The sequence below is a fragment of the Alteribacter lacisalsi genome (assembly GCF_003226345.1).
Lineage (GTDB): Bacteria > Bacillota > Bacilli > Bacillales > Salisediminibacteriaceae > Alteribacter > Alteribacter lacisalsi.
In genome coordinates, this window is record NZ_PDOF01000001.1 from 877,503 (window position 1) to 896,309 (window position 18,807).

General features: G+C 44.9%; 20 protein-coding genes. 14 read left to right on the plus strand and 6 right to left on the minus strand.

Annotation, left to right across the window (positions count from 1 at the left end):
• Positions 1–3: 3 nt before the first annotated feature.
• On the minus strand, positions 4–213 hold the full coding sequence (locus tag CR205_RS04295) for a DNA-dependent RNA polymerase subunit epsilon (RefSeq protein WP_110517291.1): 210 nt from the start codon (positions 211–213) through the stop codon (positions 4–6).
• A 450-nt stretch (positions 214–663) separates the two neighbouring features.
• Between CR205_RS04295 and CR205_RS04305 the strand changes: the two genes are divergently transcribed.
• Together CR205_RS04305 and CR205_RS04310 are read left to right on the plus strand one after the other, a co-directional pair.
• A complete protein-coding gene (locus tag CR205_RS04305) occupies positions 664–990 on the plus strand; it encodes a hypothetical protein (protein ID WP_110517295.1) in 327 nt (108 codons plus the stop codon).
• A 284-nt stretch (positions 991–1,274) separates the two neighbouring features.
• The gene (locus tag CR205_RS04310; protein WP_110519675.1) at positions 1,275–2,060 is read left to right on the plus strand and encodes a Cof-type HAD-IIB family hydrolase; all 786 of its coding nucleotides are present in this window, start codon (positions 1,275–1,277) and stop codon (positions 2,058–2,060) included.
• A gap of 15 nt (positions 2,061–2,075) precedes the next feature.
• Here the strand turns inward: CR205_RS04310 and def are convergent, their stop codons facing one another.
• Both def and CR205_RS04320 read right to left on the minus strand, forming a co-directional pair.
• Positions 2,076–2,657 (minus strand): peptide deformylase, encoded by a 582-nt coding sequence (gene def, locus CR205_RS04315; protein ID WP_110517297.1) that lies wholly within the window; start codon positions 2,655–2,657, stop codon positions 2,076–2,078.
• 202 nt (positions 2,658–2,859) lie between these two features.
• On the minus strand, positions 2,860–3,024 hold the full coding sequence (locus tag CR205_RS04320; protein ID WP_236634701.1) for a YjcZ family sporulation protein: 165 nt from the start codon (positions 3,022–3,024) through the stop codon (positions 2,860–2,862).
• 262 nt (positions 3,025–3,286) lie between these two features.
• On the opposite strand from CR205_RS04320, the gene CR205_RS04325 reads away from it, so the two are divergent.
• The 5 genes from CR205_RS04325 (at position 3,287) to lpdA (ending at position 9,316) form a co-directional block, all read left to right on the plus strand.
• The gene (locus tag CR205_RS04325; protein WP_110517301.1) at positions 3,287–3,934 is read left to right on the plus strand and encodes a YkyA family protein; all 648 of its coding nucleotides are present in this window, start codon (positions 3,287–3,289) and stop codon (positions 3,932–3,934) included.
• Between the two features lie 484 nt (positions 3,935–4,418).
• The gene (gene pdhA / locus CR205_RS04330; protein ID WP_110519677.1) at positions 4,419–5,507 is read left to right on the plus strand and encodes a pyruvate dehydrogenase (acetyl-transferring) E1 component subunit alpha; all 1,089 of its coding nucleotides are present in this window, start codon (positions 4,419–4,421) and stop codon (positions 5,505–5,507) included.
• A 3-nt stretch (positions 5,508–5,510) separates the two neighbouring features.
• A complete protein-coding gene (locus CR205_RS04335; RefSeq protein WP_110517303.1) occupies positions 5,511–6,488 on the plus strand; it encodes an alpha-ketoacid dehydrogenase subunit beta in 978 nt (325 codons plus the stop codon).
• Between the two features lie 92 nt (positions 6,489–6,580).
• On the plus strand, positions 6,581–7,903 hold the full coding sequence (locus CR205_RS04340) for a dihydrolipoamide acetyltransferase family protein (RefSeq protein WP_110517305.1): 1,323 nt from the start codon (positions 6,581–6,583) through the stop codon (positions 7,901–7,903).
• A 3-nt stretch (positions 7,904–7,906) separates the two neighbouring features.
• A complete protein-coding gene (gene lpdA / locus CR205_RS04345; RefSeq protein WP_110517306.1) occupies positions 7,907–9,316 on the plus strand; it encodes a dihydrolipoyl dehydrogenase in 1,410 nt (469 codons plus the stop codon).
• A gap of 255 nt (positions 9,317–9,571) precedes the next feature.
• Here the strand turns inward: lpdA and CR205_RS04350 are convergent, their stop codons facing one another.
• A complete protein-coding gene (locus tag CR205_RS04350) occupies positions 9,572–10,009 on the minus strand; it encodes a thioredoxin family protein (RefSeq protein ID WP_110517308.1) in 438 nt (145 codons plus the stop codon).
• Between the two features lie 186 nt (positions 10,010–10,195).
• A complete protein-coding gene (locus CR205_RS04355; RefSeq protein WP_110517310.1) occupies positions 10,196–11,704 on the minus strand; it encodes a glycine betaine uptake BCCT transporter in 1,509 nt (502 codons plus the stop codon).
• Between the two features lie 308 nt (positions 11,705–12,012).
• On the opposite strand from CR205_RS04355, the gene CR205_RS04360 reads away from it, so the two are divergent.
• The 4 genes from CR205_RS04360 to CR205_RS04375 all read left to right on the plus strand — a co-directional run bounded on the left by CR205_RS04360 (position 12,013) and on the right by CR205_RS04375 (position 15,436).
• A complete protein-coding gene (locus CR205_RS04360; RefSeq protein ID WP_110517312.1) occupies positions 12,013–12,903 on the plus strand; it encodes a polysaccharide deacetylase family protein in 891 nt (296 codons plus the stop codon).
• A 36-nt stretch (positions 12,904–12,939) separates the two neighbouring features.
• Positions 12,940–14,040, plus strand: a complete 1,101-nt coding sequence (locus tag CR205_RS04365; protein WP_110517314.1) for a M23 family metallopeptidase — start codon at positions 12,940–12,942, stop codon at positions 14,038–14,040.
• A gap of 559 nt (positions 14,041–14,599) precedes the next feature.
• On the plus strand, positions 14,600–15,037 hold the full coding sequence (locus CR205_RS04370; protein ID WP_110517316.1) for a hypothetical protein: 438 nt from the start codon (positions 14,600–14,602) through the stop codon (positions 15,035–15,037).
• Between the two features lie 264 nt (positions 15,038–15,301).
• Positions 15,302–15,436 carry a GapA-binding peptide SR1P gene (locus tag CR205_RS04375; RefSeq protein WP_110517318.1) on the plus strand — a complete coding sequence of 45 codons (135 nt, stop codon included), beginning with the start codon at positions 15,302–15,304 and terminating at the stop codon, positions 15,434–15,436.
• Between the two features lie 84 nt (positions 15,437–15,520).
• On the opposite strand, the gene CR205_RS04380 is transcribed toward CR205_RS04375, so the two are convergent.
• Positions 15,521–16,984: an aminotransferase class I/II-fold pyridoxal phosphate-dependent enzyme gene (locus CR205_RS04380; RefSeq protein ID WP_110519679.1), complete on the minus strand. Its 1,464-nt coding sequence runs from the start codon at positions 16,982–16,984 to the stop codon at positions 15,521–15,523.
• A 190-nt stretch (positions 16,985–17,174) separates the two neighbouring features.
• Between CR205_RS04380 and CR205_RS04385 the strand changes: the two genes are divergently transcribed.
• The 3 genes from CR205_RS04385 (at position 17,175) to CR205_RS04390 (ending at position 18,657) form a co-directional block, all read left to right on the plus strand.
• Positions 17,175–17,447, plus strand: a complete 273-nt coding sequence (locus CR205_RS04385; protein ID WP_110517320.1) for a UPF0223 family protein — start codon at positions 17,175–17,177, stop codon at positions 17,445–17,447.
• Between the two features lie 243 nt (positions 17,448–17,690).
• A complete protein-coding gene (locus CR205_RS20215; RefSeq protein ID WP_161524671.1) occupies positions 17,691–17,840 on the plus strand; it encodes a hypothetical protein in 150 nt (49 codons plus the stop codon).
• A gap of 40 nt (positions 17,841–17,880) precedes the next feature.
• Complete coding sequence (locus CR205_RS04390; protein ID WP_110517322.1) at positions 17,881–18,657, plus strand: 3-hydroxybutyrate dehydrogenase; 777 nt, start codon at positions 17,881–17,883, stop codon at positions 18,655–18,657.
• The last annotated feature ends 150 nt before the right edge of the window (positions 18,658–18,807 follow it).

Here is an 18,807-nt window from a genome sequence, read left to right on the forward strand (position 1 = left end):
CGCTTAGAGCTGCTCCACTTTAAAATCTTCTTTTTCTTTCTCATAGGCCAATACATCATCACTCAGAGGGGTTACAAATTCGATGTTGTATTTCCGGTCCGACAGTTTTTTGCGGACGTCTTCCTGGGATTCGCCTTCCACGTAAATAGAGTTCGTATTTTCGCGGACAGGAACTTCCGTAGTTGTTTCCTGATAAAACACTTTAAATATCATAGGATCCTCTCCTTTTTTATTAAGTTCAGACAAGTGATTAGAAATTGATTATACGTATGTATGTCCAAAGTCAGCCTGGAGGGTTTCTGTCCCTTGAAACCCCGGGCCGGCCCGGTGCATATCGGGCACCGGATAATGCGAAGCCATAAATGACAAACCTTCTTTCTCCGACTGAGAAAGAAGGATCACTACGATGGCTACGCGTATATCTTTTTTGGAAATAAATCGCGACATCGTTTTAATAACCGTTCTCTCCACCTTTTCAACATTTTAAACCCTCCTTGTAACTTATTCAAGACTGACGTTCTGATTTTATTTACAGTATGTGAGTAAAACAGTGTCAATTTACGAGGGAATCGTTGCCATTACCACATCTTTATGCGGAAAAATTCTATGAGTACAAATGTCGAAAACGGGTATTGGTTAGTAAGAAATACAGGAGGGATTGTCATGAAGCAGACTTTTTATGTATCAGTCAACCAGGGAAGCAGAGTCGAACTTTTTACTGAAAAAACCGATCCGCAGCTGATTCAGTACGAGGTGGAAATTGATGAAAAGGAAATTGAGGACTTCAGAATGCTGATCGAAAAGTTCAGGGACAAAGACATTGAACCGCAGCAGATCTTTTCCCGCCCATTTAATGAACCGGCTTCCGACAGAGAGAAACAGGAACTCAAATATGATACAAGGCATCTGTATGAACTGATCTATGAGAATGGTACCGAAAAAACGAGAAGAGAACTGGAGGAACTACAAAAGCAGAATAGCGGGGCTTAGCAGGATCTGGTACGATCTGATTGGCCGCAAATCAAGCCGCTTGCCGGAATAGCAAGTGCTTTATAATCAGCTCAATATAGAAATGGCCTTCCCCAGGGACGGGGAGGGCCGTTCTTTTATGGGGCTGGGGGATAAGTTTTTTTATACTTGGAATTCCGAACAGCTAAAATGAGGTCTGTAAGCCGCTCCGAAAGTTACTTGGCTTTCCGGATTGTTTGTTAGACGCCGAGCGTAAAAAAATGATACGATTTACGATGACAAACAAGCAGGAAAGGGTGATCACGATGACACCATCAGAGAAAGTTGTATTTCTGGATATTGACGGTACGATCCTGAATCATAATAATCGAATTCCGAATAAAACACGGGAGGCGGTCAGCCTGCTTCGGGCAGAAGGTATTAATGTGGCCATAGCTACAGGCCGTGCCCCATTTATGTTTAATGATATTTTAAAAGAACTGGATATTGATTCGTTTATCAGTTTCAACGGGTCTTATGTCATGTACAAAGGTGAGGTGATCTTTGATTCACCGCTTTCGCAGGAGCACCTTCTGACACTTGAGGAAGATGCGTGGAACAACGATCATCCGATGGTGTTCCTTGACCATCTTACCGGCAGGGCGAATCACCGGTCTCATGAATTTATCTCCCGTTCCATGGGGAGCCTTAATATGCCGCATCCCCCTCATGATCCGGACTTTCATAAAGAGCGGAACATTTATCAGGCGCTGCTGTTTTGTGAGAGCAGTCATGAAAAGCATTACTATGACCACCATCTTGGATTTGATTATGTCCGCTGGCACGAAAAAGCAATCGATGTTCTGCCTCCAGGTGGGTCAAAAGCAAAAGGAATTGAAGCGATGCTCGAAAAATTAGGCATTCGTCCTGAAAATACTTTTGCATTCGGTGATGGTCTGAACGATGTGGAGATGCTCAAGTTTGTAGGAACTGGTATTGCCATGGGTAATGCAGTGGAAGAAGCCAAACAGGCAGCAGATATGGAGACGAAACATGTTGATGATGACGGACTGTATCACGGACTTTTGGAGCTCGGTCTTATTCGCAGATAAAGAAACCGCCTCCAATTAGGAAGCGGGTCCGTGAAATTTACTGATTTTGATAACTTCTTTTGGCGGAAGCGGCTCCTTGAAGGGGTCGCTTTTGTCAATTCTATCGTAAAACATTATGCCGTTCAGGTGATCAATTTCATGCTGGAAAACGATTGCGGCGAATCCTTTAAGCCTCAGAGTAATCTCTTCGCCTTCAAGAGTCGTTGCTTTTACCTTGATTCTGGCGTAGCGGGGAACTTCACCTTCGACCATCCGGTCTACACTCAGGCATCCCTCGCCGGATTCAAGGTAGGTGGTTTCCTCGGAATGGCTGATAATTTTGGGGTTGAACAGGCCGAGTTCGAGAAATTCGTCATTGTGGTCAAATGTTCTTACGGCAATCATTTTTTTACTTACATTAATCTGCGGGGCCGCGAGTCCAACACCTGGTCTCAAACCATACTGTGCTGCTGTGTCTTCATCCTGGCTGTTAATCAGGTATTCCACCATGGAGCGGAGAATGTCCTGTTCTTCTTTTGACGCAGGGAGAGAGACGGGGTCCGCGATCTTACGGAGAGTCGGATGCCCTTCCCGGATAATATCATCCATTGTAATCATTATGTTTTACACTCCTTTATTTCATTTGCAGAAATACGTTTTTCTGCGAATATGTATATGCTGTGCCCGGGCAGTAACATGCATCTGTCTGAGGACCTCGTTTTCCATCATATAATATTATATAATTAAAGGACAGGTCAAAAACGATTGGTTTGTAATAAAAAAACGAGAGCGGATCCGCTCTCGTTCCATACATCTGATTTTAGTAGAATTTTGATGCGCCAATTATTACAAGAAGTATGAACAGAACCAGGATCAGCGCGAAGCCTTTACCTGCACCATTATACCCTGCACCTGCTACCTGACCGCCATATCCATATCCACAAGGATCCCAACATCCGCATCCGTTACCGCCATATCCGTACATATGCATTTCCTCCTTTTTGTTCACCGCTGTTACTCAGCGATTTACTACATGCTATGCAGACATCCAGAGAGTGAATGGATGTATACCCATATTCACGGAAGATGATTTTGTTGGAAACTGCACCTTTGGAAATTGATTTAAGCAATACAGGTGATGTGAAGTTTTTGCTGTTTTAAGAAACTCCTTGTAAAATGAGGTAAAATAGGATAATTTGTTAGTGTATGTCAATTTTGGACGAGTACATAAAAGGGGGATCTTTTAAGTGAAGAAAGGATTAATGACGCTCGGCTCGATCGGACTTGCAGCGCTGCTTACTGGGTGTTTTGGGAGCAATGCAGCGATGGATATGCACGAACATCTTGAAAATGCCGTAGAAAAAGAACAGGTATTTCAGGAACAGCAGTCACCGCTGACAGAAGCCGAGACAAGAGAACATGAACTATACAGCGAAATGCTTGAGATGACTGAGGTTGAGGACATTGAACCGCTCTCAGAAGAGGCGGTTGAATCAGCTGAAGAGCGCCGCTCCATCATTGAAATTGAAAAAGAAAGCATTGATGATGCATACAATGAGTTTCAGGAAGTGACAGGGTACCTTGATGATCTTGAAGAGGAAGCCCGGCCGGCAGCTGAGGATATGATTGCAGCAATGGATGCCCGTTACGAGGCCTATCAGGATCTCTATGATGAGTACATGGAGACCATCGATCTGGATATCGAACTCTATAATATGATCACCCAGGAAGAACTCACGAGAGAAGAACTTCAGGATCAGCATGATCTTGTGAATGATGCCTACAGCCGTGTTAACAGCCTGAACAGTGAGTTCAATAAAAGAACGCAGGAATACAATGAAGCCAAACGCACTTTCTACCAGGAAGCTGATCTGAATGTGGAAGAGCCGGCTTAAGACACCTTAATGGGTGTCTTTTTTTTGGTTTTAGTCACACTATTGCTCATCATTGAATATATAACAGTAAAGTTTTTTGAATATAACAGTTTTCCTAAACGGCCTGTAATTTAAAATGTAGGTGTACGATAAATTCCTGTGCAAAAGGATTGACGAACATAAAAACGTTCGTGTAAACTAATCATCGAAACTAAAGTTGTATTACTCATTATATTATTTAATTGATACAGAGTGATCCTGCTCCTACAGAAACACCCCTCTTTGGTTAAGCGGGAAACGTATTGGGTATACAACCTTTAGAGGTTTTTGTCGGAACAGCTGGATTTCTCATTGTTTTTATGAAGATGGGTAATCTAAACAATGATGAACAGCGCTTATTTCACAGAGTCAGGAGGCGCCTGATGCCCCATTGGCATGCGTTCTCCGCCGCTGTGTTGTTTTAGGCAGCCTTAACGTGAAAAGAAAGGAAGAGGTGAAAGGATTCATGGAAAAAACAAAAGAATTGCAAAACATTGAAAGCCAGTTTGAAACTTTCCAAATACTTAATGAAGACGGTGAAATCGTAAACGAAGACGCGATGCCGGACCTTTCAGACGAAGAACTTAAGGAGCTTATGACGCGTATGGTGTATACGCGGATCTGGGATCAGCGTGCCATCTCCCTGAACCGTCAGGGAAGACTCGGTTTTTACGCACCGGTTGCAGGTCAGGAAGCTTCAATGATCGGTTCCCAGTTTGCTCTTGAAAAACAGGACTGGATCCTGCCGGGATACCGTGATATTCCGCAAATCGTATACCATGGTGTACCACTTCGTCAGGCATTCCTGTGGTCACGTGGACATTTCGAAGGCGGACAGATGCCTGAAGGCGTAAATGTTATGATGCCTCAAATCATCATCGGTGCCCAGATTACCCAGACGGCCGGCGTGGCTATGGGTCTTAAGCGTAAACAGAAGGATTCAGTTGCAATCACTTACACTGGTGACGGTGGTGCTTCACAAGGTGATTTCTACGAAGGAATTAACTTTGCAGGTGCGTTCAATCTGCCGGCTGTTTTCGTTGTGCAGAATAACCGTTACGCAATTTCCGTTCCTGTTGAGAAACAGAGTGCGGCAAAGACGATTGCACAAAAAGCTGTTGCAGCAGGGATCCACGGTGTTCAGGTAGACGGAATGGACATTCTTGCCGTTTATGCGATGACTCAGGAAGCGCGCAAACGCGGTCTGGACGGCAATGGTCCGACACTTATCGAAACACTCACTTACCGTTACGGCCCGCACACGATGGCTGGTGATGATCCAACCCGCTACCGTACTAGTGATGAAGACGACCAGTGGGAGAAGAAAGACCCTCTCGTACGTTTCCGTAAATTCCTTGAGAGCAAGGACTTGTGGACTGAAGAAGAAGAAAACAAAATCGTCGATCAGGCGAAAGAAGATATCAAAAAAGCAATTAAAGATGCAGATGGTGCTCCAAAACAGAAAGTAACTGATCTTATCAGCATTATGGGTGAAGAACTTCCCTACAATCTGAAGGAGCAAATGGAAGAATATAAAGAAAAGGAGTCGAAGTAAGCTATGGCGCAAATGACAATGATTCAGGCGATTACGGATGCGATGCGCACTGAACTGAAAAACAATGAAGATGTGCTCGTATTCGGTGAAGACGTAGGTCAGAACGGCGGGGTTTTCCGTGCGACTGAAGGTCTTCAGAAGGAATTTGGCGAAGATCGCGTGTTTGACACGCCACTAGCAGAATCCGGTATCGGCGGTCTTGCAGCTGGTCTTAGTGTGACCGGTTTTCGTCCGGTTATGGAAATTCAATTCTTCGGTTTCGTTTTCGAAACGTTTGACGCTATCGCAGCTCAGATGGCCCGTATGCGCTATCGTTCCGGCGGTGTTTACCACTCACCTGTAACGATCCGTGCGCCATTTGGAGGCGGGGTAAAAACACCTGAACTTCACGCAGACAGTCTTGAAGGTCTTATGGCCCAGACTCCTGGCTTGAAAGTAGTGATCCCTTCAAATCCATACGATGCGAAAGGGCTTCTAATTTCTGCTATCCGTGATAACGATCCTGTCGTTTTCCTCGAGCATATGAAGCTTTACCGTTCTTTCCGTGATGAAGTACCTGAGGAAGAATACACAGTGGAACTTGGAAAAGCTGAAGTGAAGCGAGAAGGTAATGATATTACAATCATCACGTACGGTGCGATGGTTCATTCTTCTCTCAAAGCGGCTGAAGAGCTTGAAAAAGACGGTATTGATGCTGAAGTCATTGACCTCCGTACAATCAGCCCGATCGATATTGAAACGATTATAGAATCCGTCGAGAAAACCAACCGTGCCATCGTTGTACAGGAAGCTCAGAAACAGGCTGGTATTGCCGCAAACGTTGTAGCGGAAATTAACGACCGTGCAATCCTCAGCCTTGAAGCACCGGTGCTTCGTGTAACATCTCCTGATACGGTATTCCCGTTCAGTTCTGCGGAAGATACCTGGCTTCCAAGCTACAAAGACATTGTTGAAAAATCAAAACAAGTAATCAATTTTTAATCTGTAATCTTCAGACCCGGGGGCGGCTGAGAAGCATTGCTTTTCAGCCTTCCTTTTCAGCGATTTAGCGATAAGAAACGGAGGCGTTAAGTGTGGCTTACGAATTTAAGATGCCGGATATCGGTGAAGGTATCCACGAAGGTGAAGTCGTAAAATGGGAAGTTAAAGAAGGAGACGAGGTTAAGGAAGATGACGTCCTTGCTGAAGTCCAGAACGATAAGGCTGTTGTTGAAATCCCTTCTCCGGTAGACGGCACAGTAAAAAAACTTCATGTCAGCGAAGGTGAAGTAACAACTGTTGGGACAGTCATCATTACGTTCGATACAGATGCTGAACAGCCGGAAGAAGCTCACGGCAGTGACGATGACTCGTCCGAGGAGTCTAAGGAAGAAAAGGAAGATAAGAAAGAAGAAGCTTCCAAAGACCAGGAGCAGACTGAAAAAGCATCTGAGCCTGCTGCCCAAGATGAGGAAGTTGATGAAGACCGCCGCATTATTGCGATGCCTTCTGTACGTAAATATGCACGTGAAAAAGATGTAAACATCCGCAAGGTGAGCGGTTCAGGCAAAAACGGCCGTATTCTGAAGGATGACATCGACAGCTTCCTTTCCGGCGGACAAGCAGATGAAGCCTCTGCCCAGGAAGAAACTGAAGCTAAAGAAGAAACAAAGCAGGAGAAAAAGAGCGTTGCTGCTTATCAGCCTGCCAATGAAGAGCTTGAAACACGTGAGAAGATGTCCGGAATCCGTAAAGCGATTTCGAAAGCAATGGTTAACTCCAAGCACACTGCTCCTCACGTAACATTGATGGATGAGATCGACGTGTCTGCACTCGTTGCTCACCGTAAGAAGTTTAAGCCGGTTGCTGCAGACAAAGGGATCAAACTTACGTACCTTCCGTACGTTGTGAAAGCTCTTACTTCTGCACTTCGTGAGTACCCTGCACTTAACACGTCTGTTGATGATTCAACAGATGAGATCGTGCACAAGCATTATTACAACATCGGAATTGCTGCTGACACAGAGAAGGGCCTTCTTGTTCCTGTAGTAAAAGACACAGACCGCAAGTCCATCTTTAAAATTTCCGATCAGATTAATGAACTTGCAGGAAAAGCACGTGAAGGTTCACTTGGTTCTGACGAAATGAAGGGTGCTTCCTGCACGATTACCAACATCGGTTCAGCGGGCGGTCAATGGTTTACACCAGTAATTAACCACCCTGAAGTGGCGATTCTTGGTCTTGGTCGAATTGCTGAGAAACCAGTTGTCCGTGATGGGGAAATTGTTGTTGCTCCAGTTCTTGCCTTGTCATTAAGCTTTGATCATCGTATCATTGATGGTGCGACTGCTCAGCACGCATTGAACCATATTAAGCGTTTGTTGAACGATCCACAATTACTTGTAATGGAGGGCTAATTCATGGTAGTAGGAGATTTTCCGGTTGAAGTGGACACGCTCGTCATCGGCTCCGGTCCCGGAGGCTATGTTGCTGCTATCCGCGCTGCTCAGCTTGGACAGAAAGTAACGGTTGTAGAGAAAGATAACCTCGGTGGTGTATGTCTGAATGTTGGTTGTATCCCCTCGAAAGCACTCATTGAAGCAGGACATCGTTTTCATGATGCCGGCAATTCTGAGGACATGGGAATCAGCGTAGATAAAGTGAGCCTGGACTTTTCAAAAGTGCAGGAATGGAAACAGGGCGTTGTTGAAAAGCTTACAGGCGGGGTAGAAGGCCTGCTTAAAGGAAACAGCGTTGATATCGTAAAGGGAGAGGCGTATTTTGTGGATGATTCCACTGTACGTATTATGGACGAAAAGAGCTCACAGACGTACAAGTTTAACAACTGTATCGTTGCTACAGGTTCCCGTCCTATCGAACTTCCCAACTTTAAATACAGTGACCGTATTGTTTCTTCAACTGGTGCACTTAAACTTAAAGAAGTCCCTGAGAAACTGGTCGTCATCGGCGGCGGCTACATTGGCATCGAGCTTGGCTCTGCCTATGCAAACCTCGGTGCTGAGGTAACGGTCCTTGAAGGCGGGAAAGCGATCCTTCCTGGCTTCGAGAAGCAGATGAGTCAGCTTGTTGCCAAGCGTCTAAAGAAGAATGGTGTAACCATTAAAACTGAAGCGATGGCTCAGGGTGTTGAAGAGACAGACAGCGGCGTGAAAGTTAAAGCTGAAATTAAAGGCAAAGAGGAAGAGTTCGAAGGCGACTATCTTCTTGTCACTGTCGGTCGGGTACCGAACACAGATGAGCTCGGTCTCGAGCAGGCAGGAATTGACGTAACTGAAAAAGGTCTCATTGAGATTGACAAGCAGTGCCGAACGTCAGTTAAAAACATTTATGCAATCGGCGATATCGTCAAAGGCCCTCAGCTTGCTCACAAAGCTTCCTATGAAGCGAAAGTAGCAGCGGAAGCCATTGCCGGTGAACCAGCTGAAATCGACTACACAGCCATCCCTGAAGTCGTATTCTCAGGACCTGAGCTGGCCTCGGTCGGTCTAAAGGAAAAAGAAGCGAAAGAACAGGGCTACGATGTTGAAGTGGCGAAGTTCCCGTTTGCTGCAAACGGACGCGCGCTTTCCCTGAATGCAACAGAAGGCTTCGTTAAAATGATCACACGTAAAGAAGATGGTCTTGTTCTGGGTGTACAAATTGCCGGTGAACATGCTTCTGACATGATCTCTGAAGCCTGTGTGGCTATTGAAGCAGGGATGACTGCTGAAGACCTCGCTCTGACCATTCACGCTCACCCTTCACTCGGTGAGATCACAATGGAAACAGCAGAAGTGGCCCTCGGTATGCCGATCCACATTGTAAAATAAACACCTATTATAAAATCCTCAGCCGGAGAATTCCGGCTGGGGATTTTTTTAAGTAGTTCTCGGATAGGTGGCTGCTTTGCTATTAGATATTAAGCGGAAGGTGTTTCCAGCGGAAAAAACAAAGAGCGTTTACTTCATAATTCGCAGCCGAGGAGGCTTGGTGTCATTGAGGAAAGGAAACGAGTGGTATGCTGCAGAAAATACTTCAGGACCACAAACAAAAAACAGACCGCTTCAACGGTCTGCTTTCTGATTCTACCCATTATTATTATTAACAGTTAAGCCCTTTTTGTCCTCATTTACCCTGTTAAGCTGGAGGCCCGTTTTAAGCTCGTTTAATATCTGTTCAGTACTCAATTCTCCCTCGATCCTTTTAATTACCCTGTTATCTTCTATTATAAGTAAGGTCGGAAAGCTGTTTACTTCATATGAAGAAACGAGATTATCTTCGTCAGCATGCACAACTTTTACAGGGAGAACCTGATCTGAGTAATTACGGTGCAGATCAACGACAGCTTCATAGTATTCAGCTTCTTCTACTGCCTGTGTTTCATCAGAAAACAATACTGTAACAGTCTCATCCTCTTCTCCGAGAAGTGAATGATCAGCACTTGTCCTGTCTGACTGGCAGCCTGTACACATCCAGAGTGCAGCCAGCAAAACACTTAATAGGAATGCTTTTGTCCGGATCATGATCTCATCCTCTCTCGAAATCTCAGGTGCTGGATGTTGTTATACCGTATGGTAACACGGAAACCATTGAAAACCCGCTGCGTAACAGAACTGTTACTTAATTGAAAGCAATGCCATAGACGGTTAAGGGATAGAAAAGAGGATGAAAAAACCATTCCGGCTCTCAAGCCGGAATGGTCTGATCAATTACCTTTTTGCTTTTTTCTCGGGTATCGTATCGGCTTTAAGAGCTTTCATCAGACTTATGATCATAAAGATCATGATAATAGCAAATGGAAATGCTGCAATGATGGCAGCTGTCTGGAGGGCTGCGAGTCCCCCTGCGAGGAGAAGGATGGCCGCGGCCGAAGACTGTACAACACCCCATACAAATTTAACTGAGTTTGGAGGATTCAGACTCCCGTTCGTGGTCTGCATTCCGAGAACAAATGTGGCTGAATCAGCAGATGTAATAAAGAAGGAAGCAATCAGCAGAATAGCAAGTATGCTCATGATTGTTCCGAAATTAAACTGTGCCAGTACAGCGAAAAGGGCCGACTCTTCACCGGAATCCGCAATTGTACTATAGATATCGATTCCCTGCTCAAGCTGAAGGTTGATCGCAGTTCCTCCAAATACAGAGAACCAAAGTGCACCAAAGATGGTAGGCACGGCAATGACACCAACAACAAACTCCCGGATAGTCCGGCCGCGCGACACACGTGCGATAAATGTTCCAACGAATGGCGCCCAGGCAATCCACCATGCCCAGTAGAAGATCGTCCAGTCTTCCACCCAAGTACTCTCCGGATTGAATGTATCAATTCTAAAGCTCATGCCTATAAAGTTCTGCAGGTAGCCACCAAATGTCTGTGTAAAGGCGTTCATAATATAGTTGGTCGGACCTGCGAACAGAAGAAACAGCATCAGGAAACCAGCCAGAATAATGTTGGTCTTACTCAGGTACTTAATTCCCACATTCAGCCCTGTCTGAGACGAAATCATGTACAGGACGGTGACAACTAGTACGATCATCAGCTGGAGAAAGGTTGTATTCTCAAGTGGTGTTACTTGTGCGAGACCGCCGCCAATCTGCGCGGTTCCAAAGCCGAGGGAGGTGGCGACGCCGAAAATAGTGGCGAACACGACGATCACGTTAATCGTTGTGCCGATGCCCCCGTTTACACGGTCACCGAGAAGTGGTTCAAATGCAGCGCTCATGACACCGGGAGACTTCTTGCGGAATTTAAAGTAAGCAAGTGAGAGAGCTACAATTGAATAAATGGCCCATGGATGAACACCCCAGTGAAAAAACGAATACCGAAGAGCCATGCCAGCCGCCTGGGCATCGTCTTCAACAGTTTCAGCTGGATTGGGATCAAATAAATGATAAAGTGGTTCAGCTGCTCCCCAGAAAACGAGACCGATTCCCATCCCGGCAGTAAACAGGAATGAAAACCATGTTAAGTAATTGTATTCGGGTTCTTCGTCCTGGTCCCCAAGCTTGATACGGCCCAGAGGAGAGAAGATTAAGTAAATGGCAAATCCGACAAAAATCGTTGCGGCAAGCAGGTAAAACCAGCCGAACTGCCCGGTAATGAATCCTTGTATTTCACCTGTTACAGCATTCATATTTTCCGTGGCTGCGGCACCCCAGATAATGAAAGCAACCGCAATGACTAAAGAAATCCAAAATACTGGCGTTATTCTTTTCAAAGTGATTCCACCTTTCAAATGTAATATGACAAAAATTGCGGCGATAATAGCAGCATTACCCAAACTAACATATTTAGGTGAGCAGGTAAATGATTATCCTGATCAGCCGGCATCACTCGTATATACATACCCTGGCCAAAATAGGATCAAACAGGTTTCTAGGAAAGAAGTCTCACGTTCAGTAAGCTAATCGTATTATCCCTGATTTTTGTTGAGGATATCCCTGAACTATGCCATCAGTAGTACAATCTGGATAAAAATTCTGGTAAAATGGTTGAGAATGAGTTAATGAAGAGGAGTCGGTCAAGGTGAAAAAAGTAATTGGGGGACTTGCGCTTGCAACACTTATTGCTGCAGGATGCGGAGGGAACGGAGATACAGAGGATACAGATGGATCACAAAACCAAACAGACCTTGAGGAAATTGAGGAGAATAGCGAAAATAGCGGCATGACGGGATCTAATGAGGATTCGGAAATGGATGAAGATGAAGAAGAACACGATCACGAAGATGAGGGCATTGACGATGAAACGGAGAGCGAAGATGATCCGGAAGGAGAAACGGCTGAAACAGAAGTGACCCACTACTTGGCAGATGACCACACGGTCCGTCCTCTTGATGAAAACAGTGACGAGCAGGTGGTCTTACTTACAATTGATGATGTGCCGGATTCACATGGAGTTGAGATGGCAGAGACACTTGCAGAACTCGAGGCAGGTGCAATCTTTTTTGTTAACGGGCATTTTCTTCATTCAGACGAAGGAAAAGAACAGCTGCAGGCGATTTACGATCTCGGCTTTGAAATAGGCAATCATACAATGAATCATCCGAACATGAGTAACCTGACAGAAGAAGAGCAGTACAGTGAGATTGTAGACCTCAATGACATGATTGAAGAGATAACAGGAGAACGTCCCCGATTTTACCGAGCACCATTTGGAGTGAATACTGATTATTCAAGGGAACTTTTAGAGGAAAAGGGTATGCAGTGGATGAACTGGACCTACGGGTACGATTATGATGCGGATTACATGGAAGCGGAACCTCTTGCAGAAATTATGGTAGAGACTGAACTCCTGAGAAACGGTGCGAATCTTTTAATGCACGATCGCTCATTTACAAGTGCCGCTCTGGAGGACATTGTAACCGGGCTGAGGGAAAATGGGTACGAGCCTCTTGATCCGGCTCGAATCGAATAAGTAAGTAAAATCGGGTTTAAAAGGGACGGTTTTGAAATGAAAAGGGTCAGTTTACTTTTGGCAGGCGTCCTAATACTCTCTGCCTGCCAGCAGGATAAGAATGAAGAAGCCGCTGAGACAGAAAATGCCGGCAACACAGTGCATGAGAACGAGGAGCAGGAAAGGTCTCCTGATCCAGATTTTACACTTAATTTATACACGATGAAGGATCAGGAAGTAGTGTCTGTGAGTGAGCTGGCAGAAGAGTCAGGTGGTTCCTATCATTATGAACCTGTCCACAGGACACTTGAAATGGCGCTAAAGGGGCAGCAGTTTAAGCTCATTTACGGCGTACCGGTACTGGAAAGAAACGGTCTATATCTGGACACGGATCAAGTAAAGCTTGTCCTGGATGAGGAGGAGGAAGAGACTCCTTATCTCCCTCTCAGTTTTCTTGATTATGGACTTGAAGCAAATGTGAAACAGGAGGAGCAGACTGTCAGTGTTTACACAGACGCGGAGGCAGTTGAGGCATTTGCTTCACCGGACGATACTTTTGATCTCCATAGCAAGTCTGTAGAGGATATGATTGAATACCTCTCATTTCTTGATTATCCAATCAAAGGAGCCCAGGTAAGTACAGTAGAGAGCCACCTCCCAGGGGCGCCGCGTGACTACCGAAACGGCTATCACGAGGGAATAGACTGGTATGACTGGACCACCGAAGCAGTTATTAATACAGAAACTCCTGTGTATGGCATGGCTGAGGGAACAGTTGTCCGGGTTGATCACGACTATGAAGAATACTCATCCCCAGAAGTACGTGATGAAGAACTGAGTATCACTTATGAGCTTGGGTTCACTCCAGAATACCTTCTGGACCGCCTCAGAGGGCAGCAGGTATGGGTGCAGTACGATAATGGTGTGATGAACCGTTTCGCCCATCTGTTTGATATTCCTGAAGAGCTGAAGCTCGGCGCCAGGATCAATGCCGAGACCATTATTGGATACGTGGGGAATTCCGGCACCAGCGGCGCTGTTAATGATGACGGAAGCGAACTGCATCTTCACCATGACCTTCTCATCTATGGGGATTATTTCTGGGAGCCGTTTTCCTTGGAAGAAACAACCGAAATTATTCAGGCTATATGGGGATAGCAGAAGAGACAGGCTTTCATTTATGGAAGCCTCTTTTTTCTGGTTTGACCTGCATTTTGCAGGTATCGAAAGCGGAAGATTTACTTTAATGAGTATACCCTTCCGTATGTTTTGCGAAGCTCCGCTGAATGCCATCCGCTCGCTTTCTGCGGCGGTGCAGGCGAGTCTTCGCGGGCACCGCCTAGCCCCTCCGGCCGCAGGAGTCTCACTGCTGGCGTCAGCTGCGCATAATAGAAGTTTACTGACTGAGAGGTATACTTATTTTTATTTTAAAGGAAGTAAAATTAACATTTAATGCATACATATGGATCAGAAGCAGAGTTCTTCTGAATTTACTTCAATAATAATATAACTAAAATCTTTACTAAAAGAGCTAATCCATAAAACACGCAAGTTTCAAACATTACACAGATATTAACACAATGTGGGAAATCTTAAAAAAAAAATTTTTGAATTCAATCATTTCGACAAAAGACGACTTTAATTTTTATGAGGCTGTGGTATGCTCTTAGCATCAAAAAAGATCAGATAGAGAATCATACGGCAGGTGATAACAAGAATGAATAAATCAGATCTTTTAGACGAACTAAGGATGGAAGTAGGCTTGGCTTACGACTATGCACGGGACCTTGATGATTTTATCGGGAGGGTCGGGAGAGCTCTTTTCGAAGGGGCATGGAGAAATGTGACTATATCCATTTATCTGGTTGAAGATGAAACGAGGATCATTCCGGTTCATTTTTTCGGGAATGTTATGAGTCTCGGTAACAGTGGAGGTTTCGGTGAAGGCTGGCTTAAAGTTTGCAGCAGAGCCAGACCTGTTGTACTGAAACGTGAAAAAAATCAGACAATTCTATTACCCGTCCGTGAAGGTGGTAAAGTAAGACACATCCTTTCTATGCAGATTTCATCGAATGTGTACGTTCTGACAGAACAGGATCTGTTTTTTGTTGAGGAGCTGGTGAGTTTTATTGAAGCAAAAGGAAAGTTACTATAAAAATCAGCTCTTACTTGTGTCATTATTTTTCCGATTATTTAAAATTGTCATTTAATGGTGGTGTCATTAGAGGTATCCTTAGCCGGATGCCTTTTTTTGTCCCATTATCCGAGTATGACTGACTTGGACTAAATAGTATGTCACAATTAAAATAAAAGTTACATACAATAACGTATAAATGTGTTGACTGAAAGAATAGGCTATACTATAATAAATTTAACAAATAAGAAAACGCTTACAAATAAACTTAAGGAGTGGAGCCAAATGGGTGTCATTGTATGTCAAAGTTGCGAGCAAGTCATCGAACATTACGAAAACGAAAAGGTTTCAACGCTTTATGGAAACTGCTGTGAGCAGTGTGCAGATGAAGCATCCTTGATGAATGCCAATGAAGAGTAATATCAGCCAATAAACAATAAAGAAAGCTGAATCCAGAGCAGGGTGGGGGACCTTGCAGGGATTCAGCTTTTTTGCGTTTCGCAGCTATAAAATAGGCTTTCGTTCTCTAATGACCCTGATATGCTTTAAGGTAGCATCTTCAGGTCCCTGGACCGGAAGACCTGCTTTCATGTTTTTAGCGATATAGTCCAGATTTTCCTTTTCAATAATTTCTCCCGGAATTAAAATTGGAATGCCCGGAGGATAGACCATAACAAACTCAGCACTTACGCGCCCAGAGGATTCCGAGAGAAGAATCCGCTCTGTTTCAGAGTAAAAAGCTTCCCGCGGGGAATACGCCAGTACAGGAATGTTCGGTACGGAAACCGGTGCGTCCGTTTTCTTATACTCGGAGATTTCTTTTTCCCTTAAAGTGGACAGGGCTTCCAGAGCATCAACAAGAAGATCAGCCGAACGTTTGTTGTCTCCGAAAGAAATGATACAGAGGATATTATAAAGATCGGATAGCTCAACTTCGATCTGGTAATTTTCCCTGAGCCACACTTCAACCTCATAACCGCTTATACCAAGCTCTTTAATTGAGATCGTCAGTTTGGTGGGATCCATGTCATAAATAGCATGGTCATCAAGCATGTTCTCCCCGTAGCAGGTAAATCCTTTGATATCGTTTATCCGCTTTCTTGTGTCATCAGCCAGTTTTACCGCCTCCTCAATCAGCTCACGGCCGCTCGTGACCAGATGCTTTCTTGCAGCATCGAGAGAAGCGAGCAGCAGATAAGACGTGGAAGTGGTAGTCAGCATGCTGATAATACTCTGCACACGGTCGGGATTCACAAGCCCTTCCCTGACGTTTAGAACCGAGCTTTGTGTTAAGGAACCGCCAAGCTTGTGGACACTGGTTGCGGCCATATCTGCTCCTGCCTGCATAGCCGATAATGGCAGGGCTTCGTGAAAGTGGATGTGCACACCGTGTGCTTCATCCACAAGAACTGGAATATCGGCTTGATGGGCAATAGCGACAATTTCTTTCAGGTTGGCTGAAATCCCAAAATACGTAGGGTTTATAACCAGGAGCCCTTTTGCATCAGGATGAGTGTCAATCGCTTTTTGAACCGAACTTGTCGTAATCCCGTGGGAAATACCAAGTTCGGGATCAATTTCCGGATGGATAAAAATGGGTGTAGCTCCTGAAAATACAATCGCGCTCATAATGGATTTATGGACATTTCGAGGCACAATAATTTTATCGCCGGGTCCGCACACGCTCATAATCATCGTCATAATGGCGCCGCTTGTTCCCTGTACGGAGAAAAAGGTATGATCCGCTCCAAAAGCAGCTGCAGCAAGATCCTGGGCTTCTTTAATCATCCCCTGAGGATGGTGAAGATCATCCAGCGGGGCAATGTTGATCAGATCGATGGATAAAGCATTTTCACCGATGAATTCCCTGAATCCCGGCTCCATCCCAGTTCCCTTTTTGTGTCCTGGAATATGAAATTGGACGGGACTTGTTTCTTTATGAGCGAGCAGACCTTCAAAAAGAGGCATACGCTCCTGATTTTGTTTCGTCAATAAGATCACCTCATGATCATTCTGTGCCGGACATTTTCAAAGAGAGTATCTCTCTGGTATCCTTAACTAAGTATAAAAACAACCAGAGTATACCAGATTAAGCCCCTCAGGAAAAGGTTTCTTTTTCAACTGGCTTTCTGGCTGCTCTGTAAACGAGGTGCATGCAATGAAAGATGAAGTCAATATTCCGATCTCTGCCGACTGGTCCAAAGAAGAAGTAATCGATGTGGTGAACTTTTTTGAAATGGTCGACCAGGCATACAGTAAGGGGGCAGAGAAGGAAGTACTTGGTGCTTTGTACAAACGCTACAAAGAAATTGTTCCATCCAAATCCGAGGAAAAGCAGGCATTTAAGGAATATGAAAAGCAGACAGGTCAATCCCCCTACCATACAGTAAAAAAAGCAAGAGAATCAGAAGAGCGTATTATAAAAATGTAAGGCTCTGTTAGTATTAGTTGTTTATTTCAGCTCACTTTGCTCCTTTTTCACGGCCCCACTGCAGCCTCTTCGGAAAAAAGAAACGTGCTTCTTCTTCAAGTACTTCGAAGCATATTCGTGAAGTAACCGCTCGTTCCTGCGGGGTCTGATGATGATTTTATCAAGTTGATTGGAACGAACGAGCGGTAAACTGAGCCAAATGTAAAAAACGAACTGCCTGCGCAACTGAGGGCAGTTTTTTTCATGAACGATAGGAACTTCTGCCGTGTCGTTGGCCCTGTTACCGGATTAACGCATAAGGATTCTTATGGTGATATTGCAGCGGACACACTGATTATTCCGACAATCGCAGTCTTTGTGGCTATTATTATGGGAGCTTTGGGTATCTATTAATAGTGGAAGAGAAAACAGACAATGAAAAGGAGATGAGGGCATGGTAGAAGATAACGTGGTGTTTATTACAGGTTCTGCAGGTGGAATCGGTCTTGAAATCGGCATCCGGTTTGCCGAAGCAAAAGCGAAAGTGGTCCTGTCCGATGTGAAGGAGGAGGAACTGAACAAAGCGGTTGAGGACCTGAAAAGTAAAGGTCATGAAGTGACCGGCGTTCCATGTGACGTAACAAATGAAGAGGATCTTAACCGCGCAATTAACGAAACAATCGATCATTACGGAAGAATCGATGTCCTCATTAATAACGCAGGCATTCAGCATGTGGATGCGGTTGAGGATTTCCCGGTGGATAAATTTGAACTGATGTTGAAAATTATGCTCACAGGTCCATTTATAGCTACGAAAGCGGTCTTTCCTCATATGAAAAAGCAGAAATTCGGGCGGATTTTAAACCTGTCTTCCATTAACGGTGTCATTGGATTTGCAGGTAAAGCGGCTTACAACAGTGCAAAACACGGTGTAATCGGACTCACAAAGGTGACAGCTCTTGAAGGTGCAGAGCATGGCATTACAGTCAATGCGATTTGCCCTGGCTATGTGGATACACCGCTTGTAAGAAATCAGCTTGAGGACCTTGCCAAAAACAGAGGAGTGGACCTTAAAGGGGCACTTGAAGAAGTTATCTATCCACTCGTACCTCAAAACCGCCTGCTCCAGGTTGAGGAAATAGCAGACCTGGCCATTTTCCTCTCCAGTGATAAAGCAAAAGGAATGACAGGCCAGCCGGTTCTCATCGACGGCGGCTACACAGCGCAATAGCCATTCCCACCCCCCGGCATCTTTCTGCCGGGGGGTGGGAATGGCTTACGCAATGAGCGAATCCGCTCCACGGTTTAGCAGTCTGACCGATGCTGTTCCGGTCGGACCGGAGCGGAAGGAGCCATTGCAATGAATTAAAAAACATTTTTT

Excerpts from the sequence above, each read along its gene's own strand:
- CR205_RS04295 (WP_110517291.1), bottom strand. The coding sequence starts at position 213 with ATGATATTTAAAGTGTTTTATCAGGAAACAACTACGGAAGTTCCTGTC.
- CR205_RS04305 (WP_110517295.1), top strand. The coding sequence starts at position 664 with ATGAAGCAGACTTTTTATGTATCAGTCAACCAGGGAAGCAGAGTCGAA.
- CR205_RS04310 (WP_110519675.1), top strand. The coding sequence starts at position 1,275 with ATGACACCATCAGAGAAAGTTGTATTTCTGGATATTGACGGTACGATC.
- def (WP_110517297.1), bottom strand. The coding sequence starts at position 2,657 with ATGATTACAATGGATGATATTATCCGGGAAGGGCATCCGACTCTCCGT.
- CR205_RS04320 (WP_236634701.1), bottom strand. The coding sequence starts at position 3,024 with ATGTACGGATATGGCGGTAACGGATGCGGATGTTGGGATCCTTGTGGA.
- pdhA (WP_110519677.1), top strand. The coding sequence starts at position 4,419 with ATGGAAAAAACAAAAGAATTGCAAAACATTGAAAGCCAGTTTGAAACT.
- CR205_RS04335 (WP_110517303.1), top strand. The coding sequence starts at position 5,511 with ATGGCGCAAATGACAATGATTCAGGCGATTACGGATGCGATGCGCACT.
- lpdA (WP_110517306.1), top strand. The coding sequence starts at position 7,907 with ATGGTAGTAGGAGATTTTCCGGTTGAAGTGGACACGCTCGTCATCGGC.
- CR205_RS04350 (WP_110517308.1), bottom strand. The coding sequence starts at position 10,009 with ATGATCCGGACAAAAGCATTCCTATTAAGTGTTTTGCTGGCTGCACTC.
- CR205_RS04365 (WP_110517314.1), top strand. The coding sequence starts at position 12,940 with ATGAAAAGGGTCAGTTTACTTTTGGCAGGCGTCCTAATACTCTCTGCC.
- CR205_RS04370 (WP_110517316.1), top strand. The coding sequence starts at position 14,600 with ATGAATAAATCAGATCTTTTAGACGAACTAAGGATGGAAGTAGGCTTG.
- CR205_RS04375 (WP_110517318.1), top strand. The coding sequence starts at position 15,302 with ATGGGTGTCATTGTATGTCAAAGTTGCGAGCAAGTCATCGAACATTAC.
- CR205_RS04380 (WP_110519679.1), bottom strand. The coding sequence starts at position 16,984 with ATGCCTCTTTTTGAAGGTCTGCTCGCTCATAAAGAAACAAGTCCCGTC.
- CR205_RS04385 (WP_110517320.1), top strand. The coding sequence starts at position 17,175 with ATGAAAGATGAAGTCAATATTCCGATCTCTGCCGACTGGTCCAAAGAA.
- CR205_RS20215 (WP_161524671.1), top strand. The coding sequence starts at position 17,691 with ATGAACGATAGGAACTTCTGCCGTGTCGTTGGCCCTGTTACCGGATTA.
- CR205_RS04390 (WP_110517322.1), top strand. The coding sequence starts at position 17,881 with ATGGTAGAAGATAACGTGGTGTTTATTACAGGTTCTGCAGGTGGAATC.